Annotated in this window: 19 protein-coding genes and 1 tRNA gene; 11 read left to right on the top strand and 9 right to left on the bottom strand. The window is 63.0% G+C overall.

The genetic code is table 11. The features are described 5' to 3' along the window. Positions 1-8 precede the first annotated feature (8 nt). The 3 genes from ABLE86_RS00650 to dusA all read left to right on the top strand — a co-directional run bounded on the left by ABLE86_RS00650 (position 9) and on the right by dusA (position 2,533). Complete coding sequence (locus ABLE86_RS00650; RefSeq protein ID WP_348776989.1) at positions 9-806, top strand: xanthine dehydrogenase family protein subunit M; 798 nt, start codon at positions 9-11, stop codon at positions 804-806. A 183-nt stretch (positions 807-989) separates the two neighbouring features. Next, the gene (locus ABLE86_RS00645) at positions 990-1,307 is read left to right on the top strand and encodes a hypothetical protein (RefSeq protein ID WP_348776988.1); all 318 of its coding nucleotides are present in this window, start codon (positions 990-992) and stop codon (positions 1,305-1,307) included. Between the two features lie 227 nt (positions 1,308-1,534). Then, positions 1,535-2,533 carry a tRNA dihydrouridine(20/20a) synthase DusA gene (dusA, locus tag ABLE86_RS00640; RefSeq protein ID WP_348776987.1) on the top strand — a complete coding sequence of 333 codons (999 nt, stop codon included), beginning with the start codon at positions 1,535-1,537 and terminating at the stop codon, positions 2,531-2,533. Between the two features lie 4 nt (positions 2,534-2,537). Here the strand turns inward: dusA and ABLE86_RS00635 are convergent, their stop codons facing one another. Together ABLE86_RS00635 and ABLE86_RS00630 are read right to left on the bottom strand one after the other, a co-directional pair. Then, positions 2,538-3,245 (bottom strand): TIGR02281 family clan AA aspartic protease, encoded by a 708-nt coding sequence (locus ABLE86_RS00635; RefSeq protein ID WP_348776986.1) that lies wholly within the window; start codon positions 3,243-3,245, stop codon positions 2,538-2,540. 4 nt (positions 3,246-3,249) lie between these two features. Next, the gene (locus ABLE86_RS00630; protein ID WP_348776985.1) at positions 3,250-3,483 is read right to left on the bottom strand and encodes a DUF1289 domain-containing protein; all 234 of its coding nucleotides are present in this window, start codon (positions 3,481-3,483) and stop codon (positions 3,250-3,252) included. Positions 3,484-3,617: 134 nt separating this feature from the next. Between ABLE86_RS00630 and ABLE86_RS00625 the strand changes: the two genes are divergently transcribed. Further along, positions 3,618-4,607, top strand: a complete 990-nt coding sequence (locus ABLE86_RS00625) for a nicotinate-nucleotide--dimethylbenzimidazole phosphoribosyltransferase (RefSeq protein ID WP_348776984.1) — start codon at positions 3,618-3,620, stop codon at positions 4,605-4,607. A gap of 44 nt (positions 4,608-4,651) precedes the next feature. On the opposite strand, the gene ABLE86_RS00620 is transcribed toward ABLE86_RS00625, so the two are convergent. Further along, complete coding sequence (locus ABLE86_RS00620) at positions 4,652-6,178, bottom strand: HAMP domain-containing sensor histidine kinase (protein ID WP_348776983.1); 1,527 nt, start codon at positions 6,176-6,178, stop codon at positions 4,652-4,654. A gap of 163 nt (positions 6,179-6,341) precedes the next feature. Here ABLE86_RS00620 and ABLE86_RS00615 point away from each other — a divergent pair, with 163 nt between their 5' ends. The 4 genes from ABLE86_RS00615 to ABLE86_RS00600 all read left to right on the top strand — a co-directional run bounded on the left by ABLE86_RS00615 (position 6,342) and on the right by ABLE86_RS00600 (position 8,757). Next, positions 6,342-6,875, top strand: coding sequence for a thermonuclease family protein (locus ABLE86_RS00615; RefSeq protein WP_348776982.1), 534 nt, complete (start codon positions 6,342-6,344; stop codon positions 6,873-6,875). 44 nt (positions 6,876-6,919) lie between these two features. Continuing rightward, positions 6,920-7,531, top strand: a complete 612-nt coding sequence (locus ABLE86_RS00610; RefSeq protein WP_348776981.1) for a glutathione S-transferase — start codon at positions 6,920-6,922, stop codon at positions 7,529-7,531. 4 nt (positions 7,532-7,535) lie between these two features. After that, positions 7,536-8,180 carry a uracil-DNA glycosylase family protein gene (locus ABLE86_RS00605; RefSeq protein WP_348776980.1) on the top strand — a complete coding sequence of 215 codons (645 nt, stop codon included), beginning with the start codon at positions 7,536-7,538 and terminating at the stop codon, positions 8,178-8,180. 85 nt (positions 8,181-8,265) lie between these two features. Continuing rightward, the gene (locus tag ABLE86_RS00600) at positions 8,266-8,757 is read left to right on the top strand and encodes an Lrp/AsnC family transcriptional regulator (protein ID WP_348776979.1); all 492 of its coding nucleotides are present in this window, start codon (positions 8,266-8,268) and stop codon (positions 8,755-8,757) included. A gap of 107 nt (positions 8,758-8,864) precedes the next feature. Here the strand turns inward: ABLE86_RS00600 and ABLE86_RS00595 are convergent, their stop codons facing one another. Beyond that, a complete protein-coding gene (locus ABLE86_RS00595) occupies positions 8,865-9,122 on the bottom strand; it encodes a GlsB/YeaQ/YmgE family stress response membrane protein (protein WP_348776978.1) in 258 nt (85 codons plus the stop codon). Between the two features lie 691 nt (positions 9,123-9,813). Here ABLE86_RS00595 and ABLE86_RS00590 point away from each other — a divergent pair. Further along, a tRNA-Pro gene (locus ABLE86_RS00590) sits at positions 9,814-9,890 on the top strand. Positions 9,891-9,953: 63 nt separating this feature from the next. Here ABLE86_RS00590 and ABLE86_RS00585 read toward each other — a convergent pair. From ABLE86_RS00585 to ABLE86_RS00570, 4 genes are read right to left on the bottom strand one after another with little or no spacing between them, the layout of a single operon-like run. Further along, positions 9,954-11,195, bottom strand: a complete 1,242-nt coding sequence (locus tag ABLE86_RS00585; protein WP_348776977.1) for an O-antigen ligase family protein — start codon at positions 11,193-11,195, stop codon at positions 9,954-9,956. Continuing rightward, positions 11,192-12,733, bottom strand: a complete 1,542-nt coding sequence (locus ABLE86_RS00580; RefSeq protein WP_348776976.1) for an undecaprenyl-phosphate glucose phosphotransferase — start codon at positions 12,731-12,733, stop codon at positions 11,192-11,194. Before ABLE86_RS00580 ends, ABLE86_RS00585 begins: the two co-directional genes overlap by 4 nt. Positions 12,734-12,776: 43 nt before the next feature. Further along, positions 12,777-13,958, bottom strand: a complete 1,182-nt coding sequence (locus ABLE86_RS00575; protein ID WP_348776975.1) for a glycosyltransferase family 4 protein — start codon at positions 13,956-13,958, stop codon at positions 12,777-12,779. Positions 13,959-14,002: 44 nt separating this feature from the next. Beyond that, a complete protein-coding gene (locus ABLE86_RS00570) occupies positions 14,003-14,566 on the bottom strand; it encodes a polysaccharide biosynthesis/export family protein (RefSeq protein ID WP_348776974.1) in 564 nt (187 codons plus the stop codon). 226 nt (positions 14,567-14,792) lie between these two features. Here ABLE86_RS00570 and ABLE86_RS00565 point away from each other — a divergent pair, with 226 nt between their 5' ends. Beyond that, a complete protein-coding gene (locus ABLE86_RS00565) occupies positions 14,793-16,958 on the top strand; it encodes an exopolysaccharide transport family protein (protein ID WP_348776973.1) in 2,166 nt (721 codons plus the stop codon). 17 nt (positions 16,959-16,975) lie between these two features. Here ABLE86_RS00565 and ABLE86_RS00560 read toward each other — a convergent pair whose 3' ends face one another. Continuing rightward, complete coding sequence (locus ABLE86_RS00560) at positions 16,976-18,169, bottom strand: GNAT family N-acetyltransferase (protein ID WP_348776972.1); 1,194 nt, start codon at positions 18,167-18,169, stop codon at positions 16,976-16,978. A 93-nt stretch (positions 18,170-18,262) separates the two neighbouring features. Between ABLE86_RS00560 and ABLE86_RS00555 the strand changes: the two genes are divergently transcribed. After that, positions 18,263-19,321, top strand: a complete 1,059-nt coding sequence (locus ABLE86_RS00555; protein WP_348776971.1) for a polysaccharide deacetylase family protein — start codon at positions 18,263-18,265, stop codon at positions 19,319-19,321. Positions 19,322-19,331: the final 10 nt, after the last annotated feature.

The following is a 19,331-nucleotide window of genomic DNA, read 5'->3' as shown; positions in this document are numbered from 1 at the left end:
GAGCGATCATGTATTCGGTTAACTATCATCGGGCTTCCTCCGTCGCCGACGCCGCGAAGCTGATAAAGAACGGCGATGCCAAGTTCATGTCTGGCGGCATGACCCTGATTCCGGCCATGAAGACACGGCTGGCTGCCCCGTCGGACCTGGTCGACCTCGGTCATGTTGCCGAGCTGAAAGGCATCACGATCTCGGGCGAAACCGTCACGATCGGGGCAGGGACGACGCACTATCAGGTTGCCAATGACGAGCAGTTGAAGAAGGTGTGCCCGGCGCTGGCCGAGCTTGCCGGCATGATCGGCGACCCCGCCGTGCGCTACAAGGGCACCATCGGCGGCTCCATCGCCAACAACGACCCGGCGGCCGACTATCCGGCGGCGATGCTTGGGCTTGGTGCAACGATGGTCACCAACCAGCGGGAAATTCCTGCCGACGAGTTCTTCGAGGGGCTGTTCGAGACGGCCCTGAACGAGGACGAGATCATCACCGCGGTGACATTCACCGCGCCCGCGAAGGCCGCGTATCAGAAGTTCCGCAACCCGGCCTCGCGCTACGCCATCGTCGGCGTGTTCGTCGCCAAGGATGCGGACGGCGTGCGGGTGGCGGTGACCGGGGCGGGGGATGATGGCGTGTTCCGCGCCACGCAAATCGAGGAGGCGTTGGCGAATAGATTCGATGCGTCCGCGCTCGAGGGCGTGACTGTGCCATCGGACAGCCTGATGAGCGACATTCACGCGTCCGCCGAGTACCGCGCCAGCCTTGTCGTTGTCATGGCCAAACGCGCGGTGGCTGCTGCCAGCGCCTGAGGGCCGGCGCATCGATCCTGAAGGGGGCCGTTCGCGGCCCTTTTCTCGTCGGGAGTTTGGTGAAGTCGCACCGGGCAATCCGCCATCAGAGTGCTGGCTCATCTTTTGACTCGGTTGCGGGGGAAGGCTAGACCGTAGGCTAACATCGCACGGCAACACAGGCAGGTTCGTTTGAAGAATTTCGTGAGGACCGCCGTCGGCTTTCTGGCCCTGCTCCTGCTGGCTGCAATCCTTCTTTGGTATCGCACCACGTCCATCGGCCACGAAGCGCTTGGCGACATCGCCACCCAGGCCGACCTGTGCAAGACCGTCGGCTGCTCCGAGGGCATCGACGAGGCGGCGTCCTATCTCGCCGAAGAATTCGGCCTGTCACCGCGTCTGGTCGAATGGTGCGTCGGCGTCGACACGATTTCCGAGCGCATGGGCAGCAAGGGCCTGGTCAATCGCTCCTGGTGGATCAACTTGCTCTACATACCCTGTGGCGAGCCAGTCGTGGAGTAGGCCGCCAACTGGTGTCACTTTGCGAGTAGCAGAGTTGCCACCCCGTGTGATCTTGCCGTCGCATCCGCCGGCAGCTTGCGCTAGATAGCCAGAGGAACCATTTCTGCTCTTGCGTAGAGCGATGATGCCACGCATGCAGGGCAGCATACAAACGGCCAAAACGCGGCACGGAGAAGCGCCCTGAACGCGCGTGAAAAGACCATAGGAAAATGAGCGGAAACGCAAACATGCACGACAACTACAGCGTCTTCAGGCTCTCCATCGCACCGATGATGGACTGGACTGATAGGCACTGCCGCTTTTTCCATCGCCAGCTCACGCAGCGATCGCTGCTCTACACCGAGATGGTGGTGGCTGATGCCGTCATTCAGGGGGCGCGGGAGCGGCTGCTCGCGTTCTCGGCGGAAGAGCATCCGGTTGCGCTGCAGCTTGGCGGGTCGGATCCGCGCAAGCTTGCCGAGGCCGCGCGCATTGGCGAGGCGTTCGGCTATGACGAGATCAACCTCAATGTCGGCTGCCCGTCCGACCGGGTGCAGTCTGGCACGTTCGGCGCCTGCCTGATGAAGACGCCCGAACTGGTGGCCGAATGCGTGGCCGCCATGAAGCGGGCGGTCAAAATTCCGGTCACCGTCAAATGCCGCATAGGCGTCGACGAGCAGGACCCCGAAGTGGCGCTCGACGCACTTTCTGATCGCGTCTTTGCCGCCGGCGTCGACGCACTCTGGGTGCATGCGCGCAAAGCCTGGCTGGAGGGGCTGAGCCCGAAGGAAAACCGGGATATTCCGCCGCTCGACTATGGCCGCGTCTATCGCCTGAAGGCGAAAAATAGCAGCCAGTTCATTGGCATCAATGGCGGTGTTCAGTCATTGGATGAAGCGCGCGAGCACCTCGATTACGTCGATGGGGTCATGCTCGGCCGCGCCGCCTATCACACGCCCGGCATACTTGCGCAGGTCGATGCGGCCCTGTTTGGCCAGCCTGTGCGGGAGTTTGATTTCGCGGGGCTGATCGACGCAATGGCAGCCTATGCCGCACGCCATATCGAGCGCGGGGGGCGGCTTGCCCATGTCACCCGCCACATGGTGGGGCTGTTCCACGGCCAGCCCGGCGCGCGGCGGTTTCGTCAAATCCTCTCCACCGACGCCACGCGCCCGGGAGCGGGGCCGGAGGTTTTGCACCGGGCCTTTGCGGCTGTCGAACTGGAGCGCGCCGGTCAGGCAGCCTGACTGCTCAGTCGCGCATGATCATGCGGTCGCCGCGAATGTCGAAGCGCGACAGCGAACCTATGAAGTCCATGCCAAGCAGGCTTTGGCCCAGCATTCCCGGTGCCGCCACCAGCACTGGCATGTTGCGCCGGGTGATCGCACCCAGCGTTATGTTGCCGGCCACCACGCGGGCGGCGTTGGCGTTGCCATTGGCGGTCGAGACGGGGATGGTGTAGTTCAGCGCGGAGGGATCGAAGCCGGCGCGCTCGGCATCTGCTGCCGTCAGCACGATGCTGGTTGCGCCCGTGTCGATCAGCACGCGGATCGGCGCGCCATCGATTGTCATCCGTGCCTCGAAATGGCCGTTCGGCAGTTTGTCCAGCGTCACGGTGGATCGTCCGTCAGCATCGGTGAACGACATCGGGCTACCTGGAACCAGGCCGGCGGTGACGCGGCTGGCAATGTCCTGCAGTTCGTAGCGGTATTGGTAGCCGGCCACCAAAACCAGCGCCAGCAGCAGCCAAAGGCCAAGCGTCCGCGCCACGTCGCCGAAGCGGTGCCTGGCATTGAGAATGCCGGCGCCGATCACAGCACCGAATATGCCGAGATAAAGAACGCGCCCGAACGTGTCGCTGGAGATGCCCGAAGCGCCGCCGCTCATGTCGTTGAGCACGAGGAAGAGCAGTCCCGCAGCCATTACCGCCAGAAAGATCCAGATCCAACGGCCCGCCATGTCGTCAGCCCGCCACGTCGCGTTCGCGCGCCATGCGGGCGCGGCGGGTTTCTCGGCGAGGGCGCCGCTCCACCGTATCCAGCCTTGCCGGAAGCTCCGCCATCACCTCGCGCCGACGCTGCGGCGTCATGCCGATCCAGCCGGAAATCTCTTCGCGGGTGCGCCCGCAGCCAAAGCAGTAGCCGGTCTTCATGTCGACCGAGCAGACGAGTATGCAGGGCGATTCGATTGCCGTCATGGAGCGTTCCGGTTGGTATTCACCACATGGGACAGGCGTGCGACCAATGCAAGCCCCACGCCCTTTCGGCATTGTGCCACGAAGCCAAGGCGGCTATGCCGCAGGCAACGACGATTTGCCCAGGCTAATACGACATGACCAGCGCGCTTCCCTTTGATGACATCCGCACCCTGATGGCCCAGTTGCCTGCCGGCGATGAGGCAGCCGGCGCGCTCGTGCGCGGCCAGTTCGCCAGGGCCGAGAAGGCGGCGGGCTCGCTTGGCCGGCTGGAAGAGCTGGCCGCATGGCTCGCCACATGGAGCGGTCGCCCGCCGGCGGTCAATCGTCCGCTGGTGGCCATCTTTGCGGGCAATCATGGCGTGGCGCGGCACGGCGTCTCGCCACGGCCGATGGAAGCAACGGCGCGCGCGGTGGAACTCACCGCTGCAGGCGGGGCGGCAATCAACCAGGTCTGCCTGGCGCATGATATCGGGCTGAAGGTGTTCGACCTCGCGCTGCACCTGCCGACCGAGGACATCACCCAGGAGGCCGCGCTCGACGAACGGGGCTGCGCGGCAACCATGGCTTTCGGCATGGAAGCGATCGCGGGAACCGACCTTCTGTGCATAGGCGATCTGGGCGTCGGCAACTCCACGGTTGCCGCCGCCATGCTGGCGGCGCTTCACGGCGGCTCGGGCGCGGACTGGGTGGGGCAGGGCTCCGGCGCTGATGCAGCCATGGTCGCGCGTAAGGCCCAGGTGGTCGACGCCGCGCTTGCCTTCCACGGCAGTCATCTCAAAGACCCTTTGGAGGTGCTGCGCCGCGTTGGCGGGCGTGAATTTGCCGCCATCGCGGGTGCAATCATTGCCGCACGCATGGAGAAGATACCCGTCATCCTGGATGGCCTGCCTGCGGTCGCTTCGGCCTCTGTCCTGCAGGCGCTGAACCCGCGCGCGCTGGAGCACTGCGTGGTGGCACAGCTTTCGTCCGAGCCCGCTTTTGGCAAGGCGGTGGAAAAGCTCGGCATGCGGCCCGTGCTTGATCTCGGCCTCGCCCACGCCGAGGGCGTGGGGGCGGCTCTTGCCGCGGGCATCGTCAAGGCCGCGGCGCTGTGCAGCACGGGCATGGCTGCCGCGCTACGCTGACGGCGCCCGCGGGCGGCCACGAACGGCCGAGCATGAAAGGGCGCCTACCGCCGGCGCCCGCCCATTGCCACGCTCTTGGTCGGCAGGGCAGGCAGCACTTCCATCACCCGCGAGAGCGGGAAGATGGCGATAGCTTCCGTGCCCTCGCGCAGCTTGGAATGCAGCTGGAATTCGCCTCCGTGCATTTCGATCAGCCCTTGCACTATGGGCAGCCCAAGTCCGGTACCCTGTTCTGCGCTTTTGATGGCGATGGAGCCCTGGCCGAAAGCCGAAAGAACCACCGGGATTTCTTCGGGCGGTATGCCTGGTCCATTGTCCTTGACCGACACATATTGTCCGCCGCCGGCCGTCCAGCCCACACGCACCAGGATGTCGCTTCCAGGCGGGGCGAATTTCACCGCATTCGACAGCAGGTTCAGCGTGATCTGGCGCACGGCACGCTCGTCGGCATGGAGACGCGGCAGATCCGGCTCGAACTGCTGCACAATACGAAGGTCCTTGTTGTGCGCCTTCAATTCCATCAGGTGGCAGCACTCCTCCACCACGTGCAGAAGCTGCACCGGCTCCTCGTGGAGCTGATAGCGGCCGGCTTCTATGCGCGACAGGTCGAGGATCTCGTTGATCAGGTCGAGCAAATGCTGGCCGGAATCGTGCACATCGCGCGCGTAGTCGCGGTAAGTGGGGTTTTCCATCGGCCCCAGAACCTCGCTCGACATCACCTCCGAAAAGCCGAGGATGGCGTTGAGAGGCGTGCGCAGCTCGTGGCTCATCGAGGCCAGGAAGCGCGACTTGGCCAAATTGGCCTCTTCTGCGCGCCGGCGGGCTTCGTCCGACATCGACTTGGCGGTTTCAAGCTCGGCGATCAGCCCATCCTTTTCGGACCGGAAGGAAAGCAGCATCACCGAAGAACGGTTGAGGTGGGTCGCCACATAGTCAAAGAAAGGCAGCGACAGCGCCAGAAGACCGATCATGATGAGCTCGACCGGCGTCCAGCCCTGCATGCTGGCCATGGCATAGGCGGCCACCGGCAAGGTGAAGGTGACCAGCAAAGCGCCGCGCAGCGAAGAGGCGATCAGCGCCGTGGCGGCCATCGCCAGCAGCAGAACCACCGCCTTGATGATCGGGAACTGGTCAACCCGGCATTCACCGCAGCCCATGGAGGCGAAATAGACCCAGCCCAGCCCGCTGACAAAATGCCAGAAAAGCAGCCTTTGCTTGGTGCTGTTGGCGTCGAGCTTTGAAATATCGGCCGTGCCGACGCGGTGCGCTATGTAGGCGAGGCCGGCATAGCTGGTCACGGTCAGCAGCGCCCAGACCAGAATGTCGCCGCGCATGCCGGCAAAAAGCCCGGCAACCGCTATCACCAGAACAAGCAGGGGAATTGCCGTGGCGCTGCTGGTCATGGCATGGGCATGCAGCTTCAGCATTTCGCGATCGAAGGCGAGCGCGCCCGGACGTTGCGCCAGGCGGTCTCTCGTCCTGCGCACTGCCCGCGCGACGTCGCTGTTGCGGCGCCGCTTGGTGCGGTCCACAATGAACTTGTCGGCGATGTCGGAGCGCAGCAACGCCATTGAGAGTGTTCAACTTATGCGAGCAACCGGTTCAGGAGCCAAGCTACGCCGGAATGATTAAGAGACTGTTTGCCATATGATTGGATTGTCGCGGTATCGGCCGCGTTCCAGAGGTTTTTCTTCGCCGCGCCGTCGCCCCTTGCGGTTTGTATTCGACATCGGCTTGACGTTCGCCATTCTCGGTATGCTTGCATTGGTGGTGGCTCGCGTCGAACAGCTGACGGTGCATCAGGCCGAGGGCGAAGTCGTCGTTCATGACGGCGATACCGTCACGCTGGCCGGCGAGCAAATTCGGCTGGCCGGCATCGATGCTCCGGAATATGCACAGCTGTGCCAGCTCGACGGCGATGACTATGCCTGTGGCCACCGGGCGCGGGATGTACTTGTCGAACTCGTCGACAAACAGCGAGTGATCTGCGAGGGAAGCGAGCACGACCGCTACGGCCGGCTCCTGGCGGTTTGCAGGGCGGGTGGCGTCGAACTCAACCACGCGCTTGTCGAGGCAGGCTGGGCCGTTGCCTACGGCCGCTATGACGACGCCGAACGGGCGGCGCGGGAAGCCCGTCGCGGCATGTGGTCCGGCACGTTCGAACGCCCGCGGGATTGGCGCGACAAGCACAGCGGAGTATCCGAAGACCACCACGGCGGCGAAATCGCCGGTTTCCGCTGGCTGCGAGAATTTCTGCGAACTCCGTGACGCGGTGTTACAGTGCGGTCCATCCGTTTCACAGGGAGAGCGATGTGAGGCTGTTCGATGGCGGGCGCGCGCCCAATCCGCGCCGGGTTCGCGTATTTCTGGCTGAAAAGGGCATCGAGGTGCCGCTTGTGCCGGTCGACATGGCCGGCTTGGAGCACAAGGGCGCGCCAATCACGTCGCGCAATCCTTTGCAGCGCCTGCCGGTTCTTGAGCTGGACGACGGCACGATCCTGACCGAGTCTGTCGCGATCTGCCGCTATTTCGAAGAGCTTCATCCGGAGCCGGCGCTGTTCGGGCGCGGCGCGCTCGGCAAGGCTCTGGTGGAGATGTGGCAGCGGCGCATGGAGTTCAACCTGTTTGCCGCGGTGGCGGCTGCGTTCCGCCATCTGCATCCGGCGATGAAGGAGTGGGAGGTGCCGCAGGTTCCAGCATGGGGCGAGGCCAACAAGGTGAAGGCCGTCGAGTTTTTGGCCATCCTCGATGACGAGCTTTCCAGCCGTGAATTCGCCGCCGGGGACGAGTTTTCCATCGCGGACATCACCGGCCTGATCGCGATCGACTTCATGAAGCCTGCGCGCATTCAGGTGCCCGAGGAAATGGGCAATGTCATTCGCTGGCACAGGGGCCTTTCCAGCCGCTCGAGTGCTGCCGCATAAGCCCATGCCCGAGTTCGAACTGGATCGATTGACAGCGCAAATTCGCGCCTGCCGCATCTGTGTGGAAGCGCCGCGCGGCCGCCCACTGCCGCATGAACCTCGTCCGGTGGTGGTGGCGTCCACGACAGCGCGAATTCTCATCGCCGGGCAGGCGCCGGGCACCCGGGTGCATGCCAGCGGCATACCATTCGACGACCCCTCGGGTGATCGCCTGCGCGACTGGCTCGGCGTCGATCGAGCCGAATTCTACGAGCCCGCAAATTTCGCCATCGTACCCATGGGTTTCTGCTTTCCCGGCAATGATGCCAAGGGTGGCGACCTGCCGCCGCGCCGCGAATGCGCGCCGCAGTGGCGCAAACCGCTGATCGAACAGATGCCGCAGATAGAACTTGTGCTCGCTGTAGGTCTTCACGCGCAAGCCTGGCACATCGGCACCGCGCGCGCCGCTAGCCTTGGCCAGACCGTCATGAACTGGCGCGCGGTCTATGATGCCTCTGCGGCGCCGCGCGTCATACCTTTGCCGCATCCCTCCTGGCGTAATTCGGCTTGGCTGAAGAGGAATCCCTGGTTTGAAACCGATTTGCTGCCTTTCCTGAAATCGGAAATCCGCCATCGCCTGCGTGGTAAAGCGGGCAAAGGCGTTGCCTAGAATTGCCCAGGCCGGAGAATTCCTTTCTTGCGAAAAGGGGGTTCTATCGCGATGATGCGAGAATATTTTTTCGTTTGGAGCCATCATGGATCGCCTTGACCGCAAAATTCTTCGTCTTCTTCAGGAAGACGCGACCCTGGCCGTGGCCGACATCGCTAAGAAGGTGGGGCTATCGACGACCCCGTGCTGGCGGCGCATTCAGAAGCTGGAGGAAGAGGGCGTCATCAAGCGCCGTGTGGCCATTCTTGACCCCGAAAAGGTCAACACGCGGGTCAATGTCTTTGTGTCGATCCGCACCAATTCGCACAGCCATGAGTGGCTGCGCCGCTTCTCGGAAGTCATCCAGGAGTTTCCGGAAGTCATCGAATTCTATCGCATGAGCGGCGATGTGGACTATCTCTTGCGGGTCGTGGTGCCCGACATTGCCGCCTACGACGCCTTTTACAAAAGACTCATCGCCAGGATCGAGATCCGTGACGTGTCGTCGGCATTTGCCATGGAGCAGATCAAGTATACCACGCAACTGCCGCTGGATTATCTTGTTCTGGACAAGGAGGCGGGCTCCAATGCCGCCTGAAACCGTACAGCTTTCAGGGCCGCTTCGCCTTTGATGCGAGGCGGCCCTTCGCATTCAGATTGCCCAGGCACGGAAAATGAAGTGCTCCCGTGCCTTCGCTCCGTCTGCTATGCGCCGCTGCGCCCTGCCAGAGCATGATAAAGCCAAAGCACGACGATAGCGCCGATGACCGCGACTATGAGGCTGTAAATGTTCAGCCCTGTAACACCGGTCGCGCCGAAGAAGTTGAAGATAAGGCCGCCGACCACTGCGCCGATGACGCCGAGGACGATGTCCATCAGCATGCCCTGACCAGTATTGTTGACGATTTTGCTAGCCAGGAAGCCGGCGATCAGGCCGAGGATGATCCAACCGATAATCGACATGTTGAAGTCTCCTGTTTGCACGCCAGCAAAGATTTTCACAAGAGACTATGAAACACAACTCCTTCCGATATTTGCAGCCGAAGTCAGTCCGCGCTGCTGTCCCGGCGGGGAAAGGGGCAACCCGAAGTCGTCGAACCGGGGCTCCCCTATCACGCTGGCGGCGGTGGCCCAAACCGCAGTGTAGTCGTCACCTTGGGTCTATGATGATGCGTTATCCGCATGAGACTCATTGCTGATGTTGAGTAGGAACATTACGGTTTTTCCTGACCTGACAAGAATATCGAAAGGTTCTAGCCTGTCCGGGTGGTAGTAAGTCTCATTCCTATCTTCACCAAGGGGAAATTGCCCGCGTCGGTTCGCCGATGCGGGCCTTTTATTTGCAGCATGCGGTTGTCCGCGGGTGGATTGTCGGAATCTCGCAGGGCATTTTACAGGCCTCCGCACCGCCAATTCGCGAGCGAGTGATTCAACTTGCCCGAGGGATTGGAGATTCGAGCGGCGCATGGGCTTTCGCTTGGATTCGGACGCGGATCGGGCTTGTCCACAGCTCGCCCCATCAAAACAGAAGGTCTTTTCGCGGCGCAGTTTGTCGGGATTTGCGGCATTTTACCGGAAATGATCGGCTTCTGCTCGCCAGTCTCGAAATAGCGCTTGCGCCCCCACCTTCGAGTATATATGGCTTCCCCCGGTTCGGAGTGTAGCGCAGCCCGGTAGCGCACTTGACTGGGGGTCAAGGGGTCGTGGGTTCGAATCCCGCCACTCCGACCATTTTCCTTCTGCTAAGGTTCGAGATCCGGCAGCCGCCCCAGCGGTTGCTCTCGCCATCCTCGGCTAGCCGAGTGCGGGCACATTGCCTTCCCGCTGGTGGCGGTATTCCAGCCCGATCGCGCCCCAGATCAGCCCCAGCAACAGGTAGAAATGTCGCCAGTGGTCGGTGTCGATGACCGTGCCGAGCGCGATGTGCCCGATGAGCACGACATAGGCGCACAAGAGGTATGGCTGCCACGGCCGGTCGCGAAACAGGATGCGGAAGCCGGCTGCCAGGGTCCAGCAGATCATGGTGAGATAGGCGACGAAGCCGAGCCAGCCGTAATCCATCAGAGATTTCAGCCAGATGTTGTGCGTGTCCTCGCCATAGATCTGGCCGAACACCAGCGGCCCGATGCCGAAAGGCCTTTCCAGCGCAAGCAGAAAACCGATGCCATAGCGCGCGAAGCGGCCGAGGCGGGCGCCGTCATAGTCCTGCACCAGTTGCGCGCGCGTGGTGAACAGGTCCGAAATGCTCGGTATCTGCAGGGCGATCAGCAGCGCGAAGGCGAGCAGCAGGAAGGCGGCAATGCTCATGGCAACAATGCGCAGCCGGAAGGCGCCGCTCGAACTTTGCAGGAAAAGCGCGGCAATCAGCAGGATGGACGAGGCAGCGAACAGGCCCCAGGCTCCGCGCGAAAACGAAAGAAAGATGCCGCCGACAACGACCAGCAGCGGCACGGCATAGACCACCATCATCAGCGGTCGACCGGTCATGAGACGGTGGAGCAGGTAAATGCCGGGCAGGGCAAGGAAGGGGCCGAATACGTTCGGGTCCTGAAAGGCGCCTGCCGCGCGGCCATATTTGGTGAACATGGCCGCGCCGGGAAAGGCGTTGAAATAGCCCAATATCCCAAGCGTGGATGTGCACAGGGCTGCCGTTACCCAGGCCGCGAAGACGACCCGATAAAGCCCCGGCCGCATTTCCGTGACGGCGGCGAAGAACACGGCGGTGAAGGCAAGAAACAGCGAGACTGCCAGATACAGCGGCGTGCTCATCAGGTTCGACATCTGGCTCATGGAGATCATGCCGCCGATGTTGAAGATCACCAGCAGCACCAGGAGCGGCGCTACGGCGCGCGAGATTCGCAGGCCGAAGAGCGACCAGATGGCGATCAGCCCGGCCATGTAGAGTTCGTAGGGCGCCGGCTCGTTGATGACGAACCCGGACAAGAGAACGCCGAGTCCGATCGCGCCCGAAGAGATCAGCGCCACGAGCTTGGCGTTGACGGCTGCCCGAGTCAGCTCATGGACGATCGCGCTCAATAGGCGTTTTCCGTGTCGAGCAGCCGCACCGGCGTCAGCAGAAGTATCTTCAGGTCGAACCAAAGCGACCAGTTCTCGATGTAGTCGAGATCATATTCCGTGCGCATGCGGATCTTTTCGTCCGAATCCATCTCGCCGCGCCAGCCATTGATCTGCGCCCAGCCGGTAACGCCCGGCTTCACGCGATGGCGGGCGAAATAGCTGTCCACCACTTCATTGTACAAGAGGTTGTGCGATTGTGCGGCCACGGCATGCGGGCGTGGCCCGACGAGCGACAGGCTGCCGAACAGCACATTGAAGAATTGCGGCAGTTCATCAATCGAAGTCCTGCGGATGAAGCGGCCCACGTGCGTGACCCGGGGATCGTTCTTGGTCACCGCCTTGCGCGCCGTCGGGTCCGACTGGTCGGCATACATGGAGCGGAACTTGAAGACCTCGATGATCTCGTTGTTGAAGCCATGCCGCTTCTGCTTGAATAGCACGGGCCCCTTGCTGTCGAGCTTGATGGCGATCGCCGTCGCGAGCATCACCGGAGAGAACACGATGATGCCCAGCAGGCTGAACGCGATGTCAAAGGCGCGCTTCGCCACCGAATCCCAGTCGTTGATGGGCTTGTCGAAGATGTCGAGCATCGGCACCGACCCGATGAAGGAATAGGCGCGTGGCCTGAACTGGAGTTGGCTGGAATGCGCCGAAAGGCGAATGTCCACCGGCAGCACCCAAAGCTGCTTCAACAACGAGAGGACCCGAGTTTCCGCAGTGATTGGTAAGGAAACGATCAGCATGTCGATGCGGGCAATGCGTGCAAACTCGATGAGCTCGCTGACATCGCCGAGCTTGGGATAGCCGGCGACGACGGGCGGAGAACGGCGTTCATCGCGATCGTCGAAAATGCCGCAGACGCGAATATCGTTGTAAGGCTGCTGTTCGATGGCGCGGATCAGCGTTTCCGCAGCCTTGCCGCCGCCCACGATCACGGCGCGGCGTTCCATGGTACCGTTGCGGGCCCAGCGGCGAATGAGATGCGCCATCACCAGGCGAAATCCGAATACCAGGAAAAATCCGGTCACGAACCAGGTGCCGAACATCAGCCGCGAGAACTCGCTCGAGATCTTCAGGAAGAAGCCCGTGATCGCGACCAGCGCAAAGCCGCACGCCCACAGGAGAGCCAAGCGCCCGGCGCGGCGGAACGGCCTGAGCAGTTCGGGTATCTGGTAAAGGTCGCAAATCTCGAAGAGCAGGACCGTCAGCAGCGAGACCCCGCCGATGACCCCCGCATACTGCCACAACAGGTGGGTGCTCAGGCCGACATGGAAGGCAAACAGTGCGGCGCCGGAGACGAAGAACAGAGCGAATTCGACGAGCCGCATCACGCCGCTCACCATCACCGGCGAAGTGGTGTCGCGGCGGTATTGCGAGGCGACCTGCAGCGCAACCTTGTTGAGCTTGCCGGCCGGCTTGCCGATGCCAGTGGCTGAGCCGTCAAATCGACGGACCGCTTCCGTCGAATAGAGGCGCGAAGGGTCTAGCTCTTTCATGATGATGATCCGTAGCTTGCGCGGGATCATTATCGGGCAGGCGCTAAGAAACCCTTGAAGCAATCGCGTCGTTTGAGATGCCCCTGTCAGGAGCGGCGTGGCCGAGCGCGCCGAAATAGATGCGTTCGATCTCGGCCGCCATCACGTCGGCGCCGAAGCGCGCCTTCAGTTCGGCGCTTGTGGGCATCGCAGCGCGGTAGGCTGCGGGCGAGGCCAATGCGCTGCTCATCTTTTCGGCAATTTGCGAGGCCAGCGGCAATACCAGGGCAGGCGAATCGTGGCCGAATATTTCCGGTATGCCCCCAACCGCCGTTGCTATCATGGGCATGCCGGCGCCAAGCGCCTCCAGCACGATGTAGGGCATAGCCTCGGCACGTGAGGGGACGACGATAAACCTCGCAAGTTCAAAGGCTTTCCGGGCTGGCATCGGCGGCAGGAATCGCACCCGCTCGGCAAGGCTCAGTTCCCGCACCTGATCCCTATAGCGTGGCAGGTCATCTCCATCGCCCACCATCACGGCGGTGACCCGGCGCGAAAGGCGGACTTCAGTTTCGGCCAGTGCCGCGATGAAGAGGTCCGGACCCTTCAGGTCGCGCATCATCCCGATATAGAGAAAGTCGGCGGCGCTTTCTGTCGGCCTGACGGGCTCGAACTCGCCCGCACGCAGCCCGTTGTAGACGAGGCTATTGGGTGCCAGCGGCTCACCGATCTTGCGTTTGAATGTGCGTCGCTCGTAGTCGGAAACGAAAAGCAGGTGGTCGGTCAGGCGCCCCATCAGGCGCTCGAGGCCGAAAATCACACGCCCGCTAGCGGTCGTTTCGTCATAGTGCAGGCTGCCGCCGTGCGGCGAATAGAGGCGGGCTACGCGAGACCTTGAAACCCGCAACAGTGAGCCGAACAAGCGCGCATAGACGCCACCTTTGGCGCCGTGTCCGTGCAAGATGTCCGGCCGCAATTCCTTGATGATTCTGTAGGCGCGGACGGCTGCGGCGATGTCGCCCGGCCCGACGTGGCGTTGCATCGGCGTGCGCCAGATGCCGAGTTCCAGGGTGCTTTCGATCTCCTGGAAGATGCGGTCCTCAAACTCGCCGCCCGTGGTCGAATCGCAGACGATGCCGACTGAATGGCCAGCGGCTACCTGCGCGGCGATCAGGTCGCGCACGTGGCGAAAGATGCCGCCGACGGGCGAACGAAAGCAGTGGACTATGCGCAGCTTGGTGGTCACGGCCGGGGCAATCGCTTCCGCGGCCTCATGCTCCCGGCTCTGCCTCAAAAGAATCGCTCGCGCACATAGATGGTGTCGCCCGGCAGCAGCGGATCGGTCGTCTTGACCCGGCCGGTCATGACCTTGCCATTGATGTCGCGGGTGATATCGACATCGGCCTGGTTTGCGCGAGGCGTAAATCCGCCCGCGATTGCGATCGCCTTTTGCACGGTCAACCCGGGAACGTAGGAATATTGGCCGGCCGCGCCCACTTCGCCCATGACGAAGATGGGCCGGTAACGATCGATCTCGACGGAGACGTCGGGCGAGCGCAGATAGCCGTTGCGCAGCCTGCCTGCGATCGTGGCTTCGACCTGCTGGGCGGTGGACCCGCGAACAGGAACCAGGCCGATCAGGGGGAAGGCGATGTGGCCGGACTGGTCGACGCTGTAGGTGTTGGTCAGTCCTTCCTGCTCGAAAACAGTGACGCGGATGCGGTCGCCTGCGCCCAGCCGATAGGGCTGGTCGAGCACTTCATGGAAGGCGGTAGGGGCCGGGCGATAGCTCGTGCAGCCGGCAAGCAGTGCCGTAGCCAGCATTGCGCAAACAAACGGGCGAAAGCGTTGCATGAGTTTGCCGATACCTTTGGCGTTGCGCCGGAGAGCCCCGAGCGGATTCGATGGCGTTTTATCGGCCTGTTAGGGTTAATGGCGGGTAAAGGTGCGATTGCGCGCGCTCTCACGCTGGTGTTGCGGTAGGTGTTGCCGCCGAAGGCTGCAGAAGCCGTGGCAATCTTAACTGCCGGGTTACCATGGATGTTTACCATGCTGCTGTCAGATACTGGGAGCAGGATGCATGTCAGGCGTTCACTCGACTGCCGGCGATATCGACGTCGACCTTGGAAGGCTGTTTGCTTCGCTTTTGAGAAGCTGGCGGCGGATTCTGGCTGTCGCGCTGGGCGCTGCGGTTTTGGCTTTCCTGTTTGCCTCGCTGGCCACGCCGCACTACCGCGCCGAAACGCGCCTGCTCATCGAAACGCGCGAATCCGTGTTCACCCGCCCCAGCGGAGAGGCAGATCGGCCGATCCTCGACGAGGAAGGGGTGGCCAGCCAGGTCGAGGTCATCGGCTCCACCGACATCCTCAAGCAGGTAGCCCAGAAGCTTGAGCTGTCGAAGCTGCCGGAATTCGATCCCGCGGCCAACATGTCCGTTGTGTCGCGGCTGCTCGTTCTCGCCGGTCTGAAGAGCGACCCGCACGAAATTCCCTCCGACGAGCGCGTGCTTAAGGCGTTCCGCGAAAAGTTGACCGTCTACCGCGTGGAGCGGTCCCGCGTCATTGTCATCGAGTTTTCTTCCAAGGACCCCAAGCTGGCGGCCGAGGTGCCGAACGCGCTGGCCAATGCCTATCTGGCGGTCAGCCGCGATGCCAAGCTCGCCTCGAACTCCGATGCCACTGGCTGGCTGGCGCCCGAGATCGCCGATCTCGACAAGCGCGTGAAGGAGGCCGAGGCTCGCGTGGCCGATTTCCGCGCCAAATCGGACCTGTTGATCGGCCAGAACAATTCTATCCTCGCCACCCAGCAGCTGGCGGAGCTTTCCTCCGAGTTGTCGCGCGTGCGGGCCAGCCGGGCTGCAGCCGAAGCGACTGCTGAAAGCGTGCGAAAGGCGCTGGAGAAGGGCGGCTCGCTCGATGCGCTGCCGCAGGTGCTTTCCTCGTCGCTGGTGCAGCGACTGCGCGAACGGCAGGCGCAACTCAAGGCGGACATTGCGGACCTGTCCACAACGCTGCTGGAAAACCATCCGCGCATCCGTGCCCTCCGATCGCAGCTCGTTGATCTCGATGCGCAGATACGTGCCGAAGCGCAGAACGTTCTCAAAAGCGTCGCTACCGAAGTGCAGGCCGCGCAGTTGCGTGAAACCCAGATCACCGCCGATCTCAACAGGCTCAAGGCCGAGTCGGCACGCGCGGGCGAGGAAGAGGTCGAGTTGCGCGCGCTGGAACGCGAAGCCGCCGCACAGCGTCAACTGCTCGAATCCTACATGACCCGTTACCGCGAGGCCGCCTCGCGGCAGGATCGCAACTATCTGCCGGCGGATGCGCGGATCTTCTCCCGCGCAGTCGTGCCGTCGGAGCCCTATTTCCCAAAAATCGTGCCCATCGTGGGGGCTGCTTTCGTGGCTTCCCTTCTCATAATGGCGGTGGCGACCCTGCTGCAGGAGCTCTTTTCCGGACGAGCCATGCGGCCTGCGCCTGGTGCGCGCCTGGACCCGGTGGAGCAGGTTGCCATGCCGGCGCTGCACGAGCCGGAACAGACGCCAGCGCTCGAGGCAGATGCAGTTGCCGCTGCAATGCCGGAGCCTGTCGCGGCAATGGTGCCAGAGGCGCCTCCCGTCGTCAGGCGTGCTGCTCCGCGTCTCAGCAAGCTGGGCGAAATCGGCATCGAGCGCGCCGCCGAGAAACTGATTTCAAGCGGCACCACAAGGGCCATCGTCGTCTCGCCCGAAGGCGACGAGGCTGCGGCCACGGCCATTCTGGTGGCTCGGGAAATTTCAGATGCCGGCCTGCGCGTGCTGCTGCTCGACCTGACCGCCTCCGGCGCCGCATCGCGGCCGATGCTGGATGGTGTCCGCCGCCCGGGCATCACCAATCTTCTTACCGCGAAGGCGCAGTTCACCGACGTGATCCATGCCGATCATTATTCGGGCTGCCATGTGATCCCGGTGGGGACGGCCGACCCCGTTCGTGCCATGCGCGCTGCCGACCGGCTGCCGATCATCCTGGAATCGCTTTCCACGGCTTATGACCTTGTCATCGTCGAATGCGGTCCGATCGACGCCGATGGCATCCGTCGGCTCGTGGGCGAGGACACCGAAATCCTGCTGAGCGTCATCGAGCCTGAGGACGAGGTGGTGGCCGCCGCCGCGAATCTGAAGGCCGGTGGCTATCTCGACCTGATTCTGGTCACGCCTGCCGGTTCCGAACTGCCGATCACGCCGGTGCCAGGACGCAGCGCCGCTTGAGGATGCAGGAGGCGTGGTCAGTCGTCCGATGAGGCGGCGGACCGGCTTGCCGCGCGCCTGCGCAGCGCCTTTGCGAGCCTCCACATCACAGGGCTGTTCTTGATGTGGGTCTTGAGACGGACCGAAACGCGCATGGCAAGTGCAAAACCGTGCCCCTTTGCGGTCAATGGCACAAGCACATCGGCTTGCCTGGTTTCGACATCACACCACAACCGCTTGTAGGGCTCGTCTCCCACGCTGAAGTCATAGACCTCGAAACCCTGTTCGCAGGCTTTCTCGATGTTTTCGTAGAACAGGAACTCGCCGGGGCTGGCGGGCGCCAGCTCATTGTCGCGGATAGCGCCGAATTCGCAGATAAGGCGTTTGCCGCAGTGGCTGGTGCCTGTTACGGCGCGCAGCTTGCCGGCCACTTCCAGCCCCTCGAGCGTGAAGCGCCGCGTGCCGTGGCGCAGTGCGTCGGCGAAAAGCGCCTGAAAAAACGCCTGGATTTCAGCTTCGGCGAACACATTGGCCACGCCGGCCTTGCGGAACCGCTGCTCCTTCATCTCCAGGAATGCGTCGAAGAGCCGGCGGATTTCCTCCGGCGTGGCGGCGACGATGCGCCTGTAGCCGCCGGCAGCCTCGAACTTGCGCATCTGCGCTCGGTGCTTCTTGCGTTTGCGCTTGGCGCTGGTGTGCTCCAGCACGGCGTCAAACCCGGATCGCAGGTCGACCGCGAGCGCGATATTCGGGCTCGGCACGTGCGGCAAGGCAAGCAGCGGGTTCTTGTGGCCGTCTAGGTCGACGGCAAGGCGCTGCAGGAGCAAGGCGTCTATGTCGGGCCTCGCTGCGCGAATGGCCTTTACCATCTGCGCCATCTCGGCCCGCGTTGCGACGCCTGACCAGGCGGGCAGGGCGGGTGCGAAATTGCCATTTGCATGTGTGCCGCCCATGAAACGGGCGATGCGAAACGGCCCGGCGCGCACGACCTCCAGCGCAAGCGCGAATGCGGCGCGGCCATCCGCCTTCAGCGAGACGATCAGTCCTTCCGGGTGCATATGGGTGACCCAGTTCTGCACCCAGAGCGGGGCTTGCGCCGGTCCGTGGGGGCTTGTCGCGCAAAGCTGGCCATAAGCCGCGAGTGCCGCGGGCGTGACCTGCGAAACCTGGACGTCGATCAGCACGCCGCTGGCGGCGTCTGCGTTGCCAAGCGATGCGGCCGCGTCAACCATACCTCAATCCTTCGCGGCTACTGCTGGCCATCTGGGTTCATCAGGGCCGCCAGGGCCCGGCTGTCATGGACAGTAGTGGCTAAAGGTGAATCAATGTTCGATGGGGTCGATGCTCTGCGCCGGCTGGTACTGAACGGTCTTGGCGCTTCCGGTCTGTCCCGGCTGGCGCGCCCGCTTGTGGGCGGCGTCGGCGCCATCCTCATGTTGCATCGCGTCACCGCCCATCCGCAAAAACCGGATGGCTTCAACCGGCATCTCAACATCGAACCAGCCTTTCTCGATGCGCTGATCGCCGACATGAGGGTTGGCGGCTACGAGTTCGTTACGCTCGATGAGGCGCTGGTGCGCCTTGCGCAGGGCAGGGGCGCCCGGCGTTTCGCGACCATAACCGCCGACGATGCCTATCGCGACAACCTCACCGAGGCTCTTCCAATACTGGAAAAGCACGGTGCGCCCATCACCATCTACGTCGCGCCGGGGCTGATTGATGGCGCGGTCGATCTCTGGTGGGAGGTGGTCGAAGACGTTGTGAACAAGCGCGGCATGCTGGTGCTCGAAACGGCGGAAGGCCCGCTCAAGCTCGATTGCTCGACATTGGAGGGGCGCATTCGCGCTAATGCCCGCCTGCACCGCTATCTGACCGTCGAGACGCGCGAGGAAGATCAGTGCGCGGTGCTGGCCGCGCTGGCGCAAGCGAACGGCGTCGATCCACGCACGCCGAGCCGCGAAACGCTGATGAACTGGGACGAGATTGCCCAGGCGGCGGCGCATCCTCTGGTTACGATCGGTGCGCACACCATCCATCACTACAGCCTGAAGCGGCTGAATGCGGAAACGGCGCGCCGCGAGATCGTCGATGCCGCAACAGCTCTGGAAGAGCGCCTCGGCGCGCGGCCGCGCCATATGGCCTATCCCTATGGTTATGCCAGCGCGGTCGGTGCGCGCGAGGTGGAACTGGCCAGGGAGGCGGGCTACACATCTGCCGTCACGACGCGCCACGGCATTTTGCAGGCCGGGCACGCGCGCCATTTACACGCTCTGCCGCGCATCTCGGTCAACGGCCGCTATCAGGAGCTTGCCTATCTGCGCACGATGCTGTCGGGCATCACCACGCCGCTCGCAAATCGCGGCAGGGCGCTGGTGACGGTATAGATCGAAAGGG

This window comes from Mesorhizobium sp. KR2-14 (genome assembly GCF_040049255.1).
In the GTDB taxonomy this organism is placed as follows: domain Bacteria; phylum Pseudomonadota; class Alphaproteobacteria; order Rhizobiales; family Rhizobiaceae; genus Pseudaminobacter.
Note: the sequence above shows the minus strand (reverse complement) of the source record. Positions and strands in the feature narration are given on the sequence as shown.

Excerpts from the sequence above, each read along its gene's own strand:
- dusA (WP_348776987.1), top strand. The coding sequence starts at position 1,535 with ATGCACGACAACTACAGCGTCTTCAGGCTCTCCATCGCACCGATGATG.
- ABLE86_RS00605 (WP_348776980.1), top strand. The coding sequence starts at position 7,536 with ATGCCCGAGTTCGAACTGGATCGATTGACAGCGCAAATTCGCGCCTGC.
- ABLE86_RS00555 (WP_348776971.1), top strand. The coding sequence starts at position 18,263 with ATGTTCGATGGGGTCGATGCTCTGCGCCGGCTGGTACTGAACGGTCTT.
- ABLE86_RS00580 (WP_348776976.1), bottom strand. The coding sequence starts at position 12,733 with ATGAAAGAGCTAGACCCTTCGCGCCTCTATTCGACGGAAGCGGTCCGT.
- ABLE86_RS00625 (WP_348776984.1), top strand. The coding sequence starts at position 3,618 with ATGACCAGCGCGCTTCCCTTTGATGACATCCGCACCCTGATGGCCCAG.
- ABLE86_RS00620 (WP_348776983.1), bottom strand. The coding sequence starts at position 6,178 with ATGGCGTTGCTGCGCTCCGACATCGCCGACAAGTTCATTGTGGACCGC.
- ABLE86_RS00635 (WP_348776986.1), bottom strand. The coding sequence starts at position 3,245 with ATGGCGGGCCGTTGGATCTGGATCTTTCTGGCGGTAATGGCTGCGGGA.
- ABLE86_RS00560 (WP_348776972.1), bottom strand. The coding sequence starts at position 18,169 with ATGGTTGACGCGGCCGCATCGCTTGGCAACGCAGACGCCGCCAGCGGC.
- ABLE86_RS00570 (WP_348776974.1), bottom strand. The coding sequence starts at position 14,566 with ATGCAACGCTTTCGCCCGTTTGTTTGCGCAATGCTGGCTACGGCACTG.
- ABLE86_RS00595 (WP_348776978.1), bottom strand. The coding sequence starts at position 9,122 with ATGTCGATTATCGGTTGGATCATCCTCGGCCTGATCGCCGGCTTCCTG.
- ABLE86_RS00650 (WP_348776989.1), top strand. The coding sequence starts at position 9 with ATGTATTCGGTTAACTATCATCGGGCTTCCTCCGTCGCCGACGCCGCG.
- ABLE86_RS00565 (WP_348776973.1), top strand. The coding sequence starts at position 14,793 with ATGTCAGGCGTTCACTCGACTGCCGGCGATATCGACGTCGACCTTGGA.
- ABLE86_RS00600 (WP_348776979.1), top strand. The coding sequence starts at position 8,266 with ATGGATCGCCTTGACCGCAAAATTCTTCGTCTTCTTCAGGAAGACGCG.
- ABLE86_RS00630 (WP_348776985.1), bottom strand. The coding sequence starts at position 3,483 with ATGACGGCAATCGAATCGCCCTGCATACTCGTCTGCTCGGTCGACATG.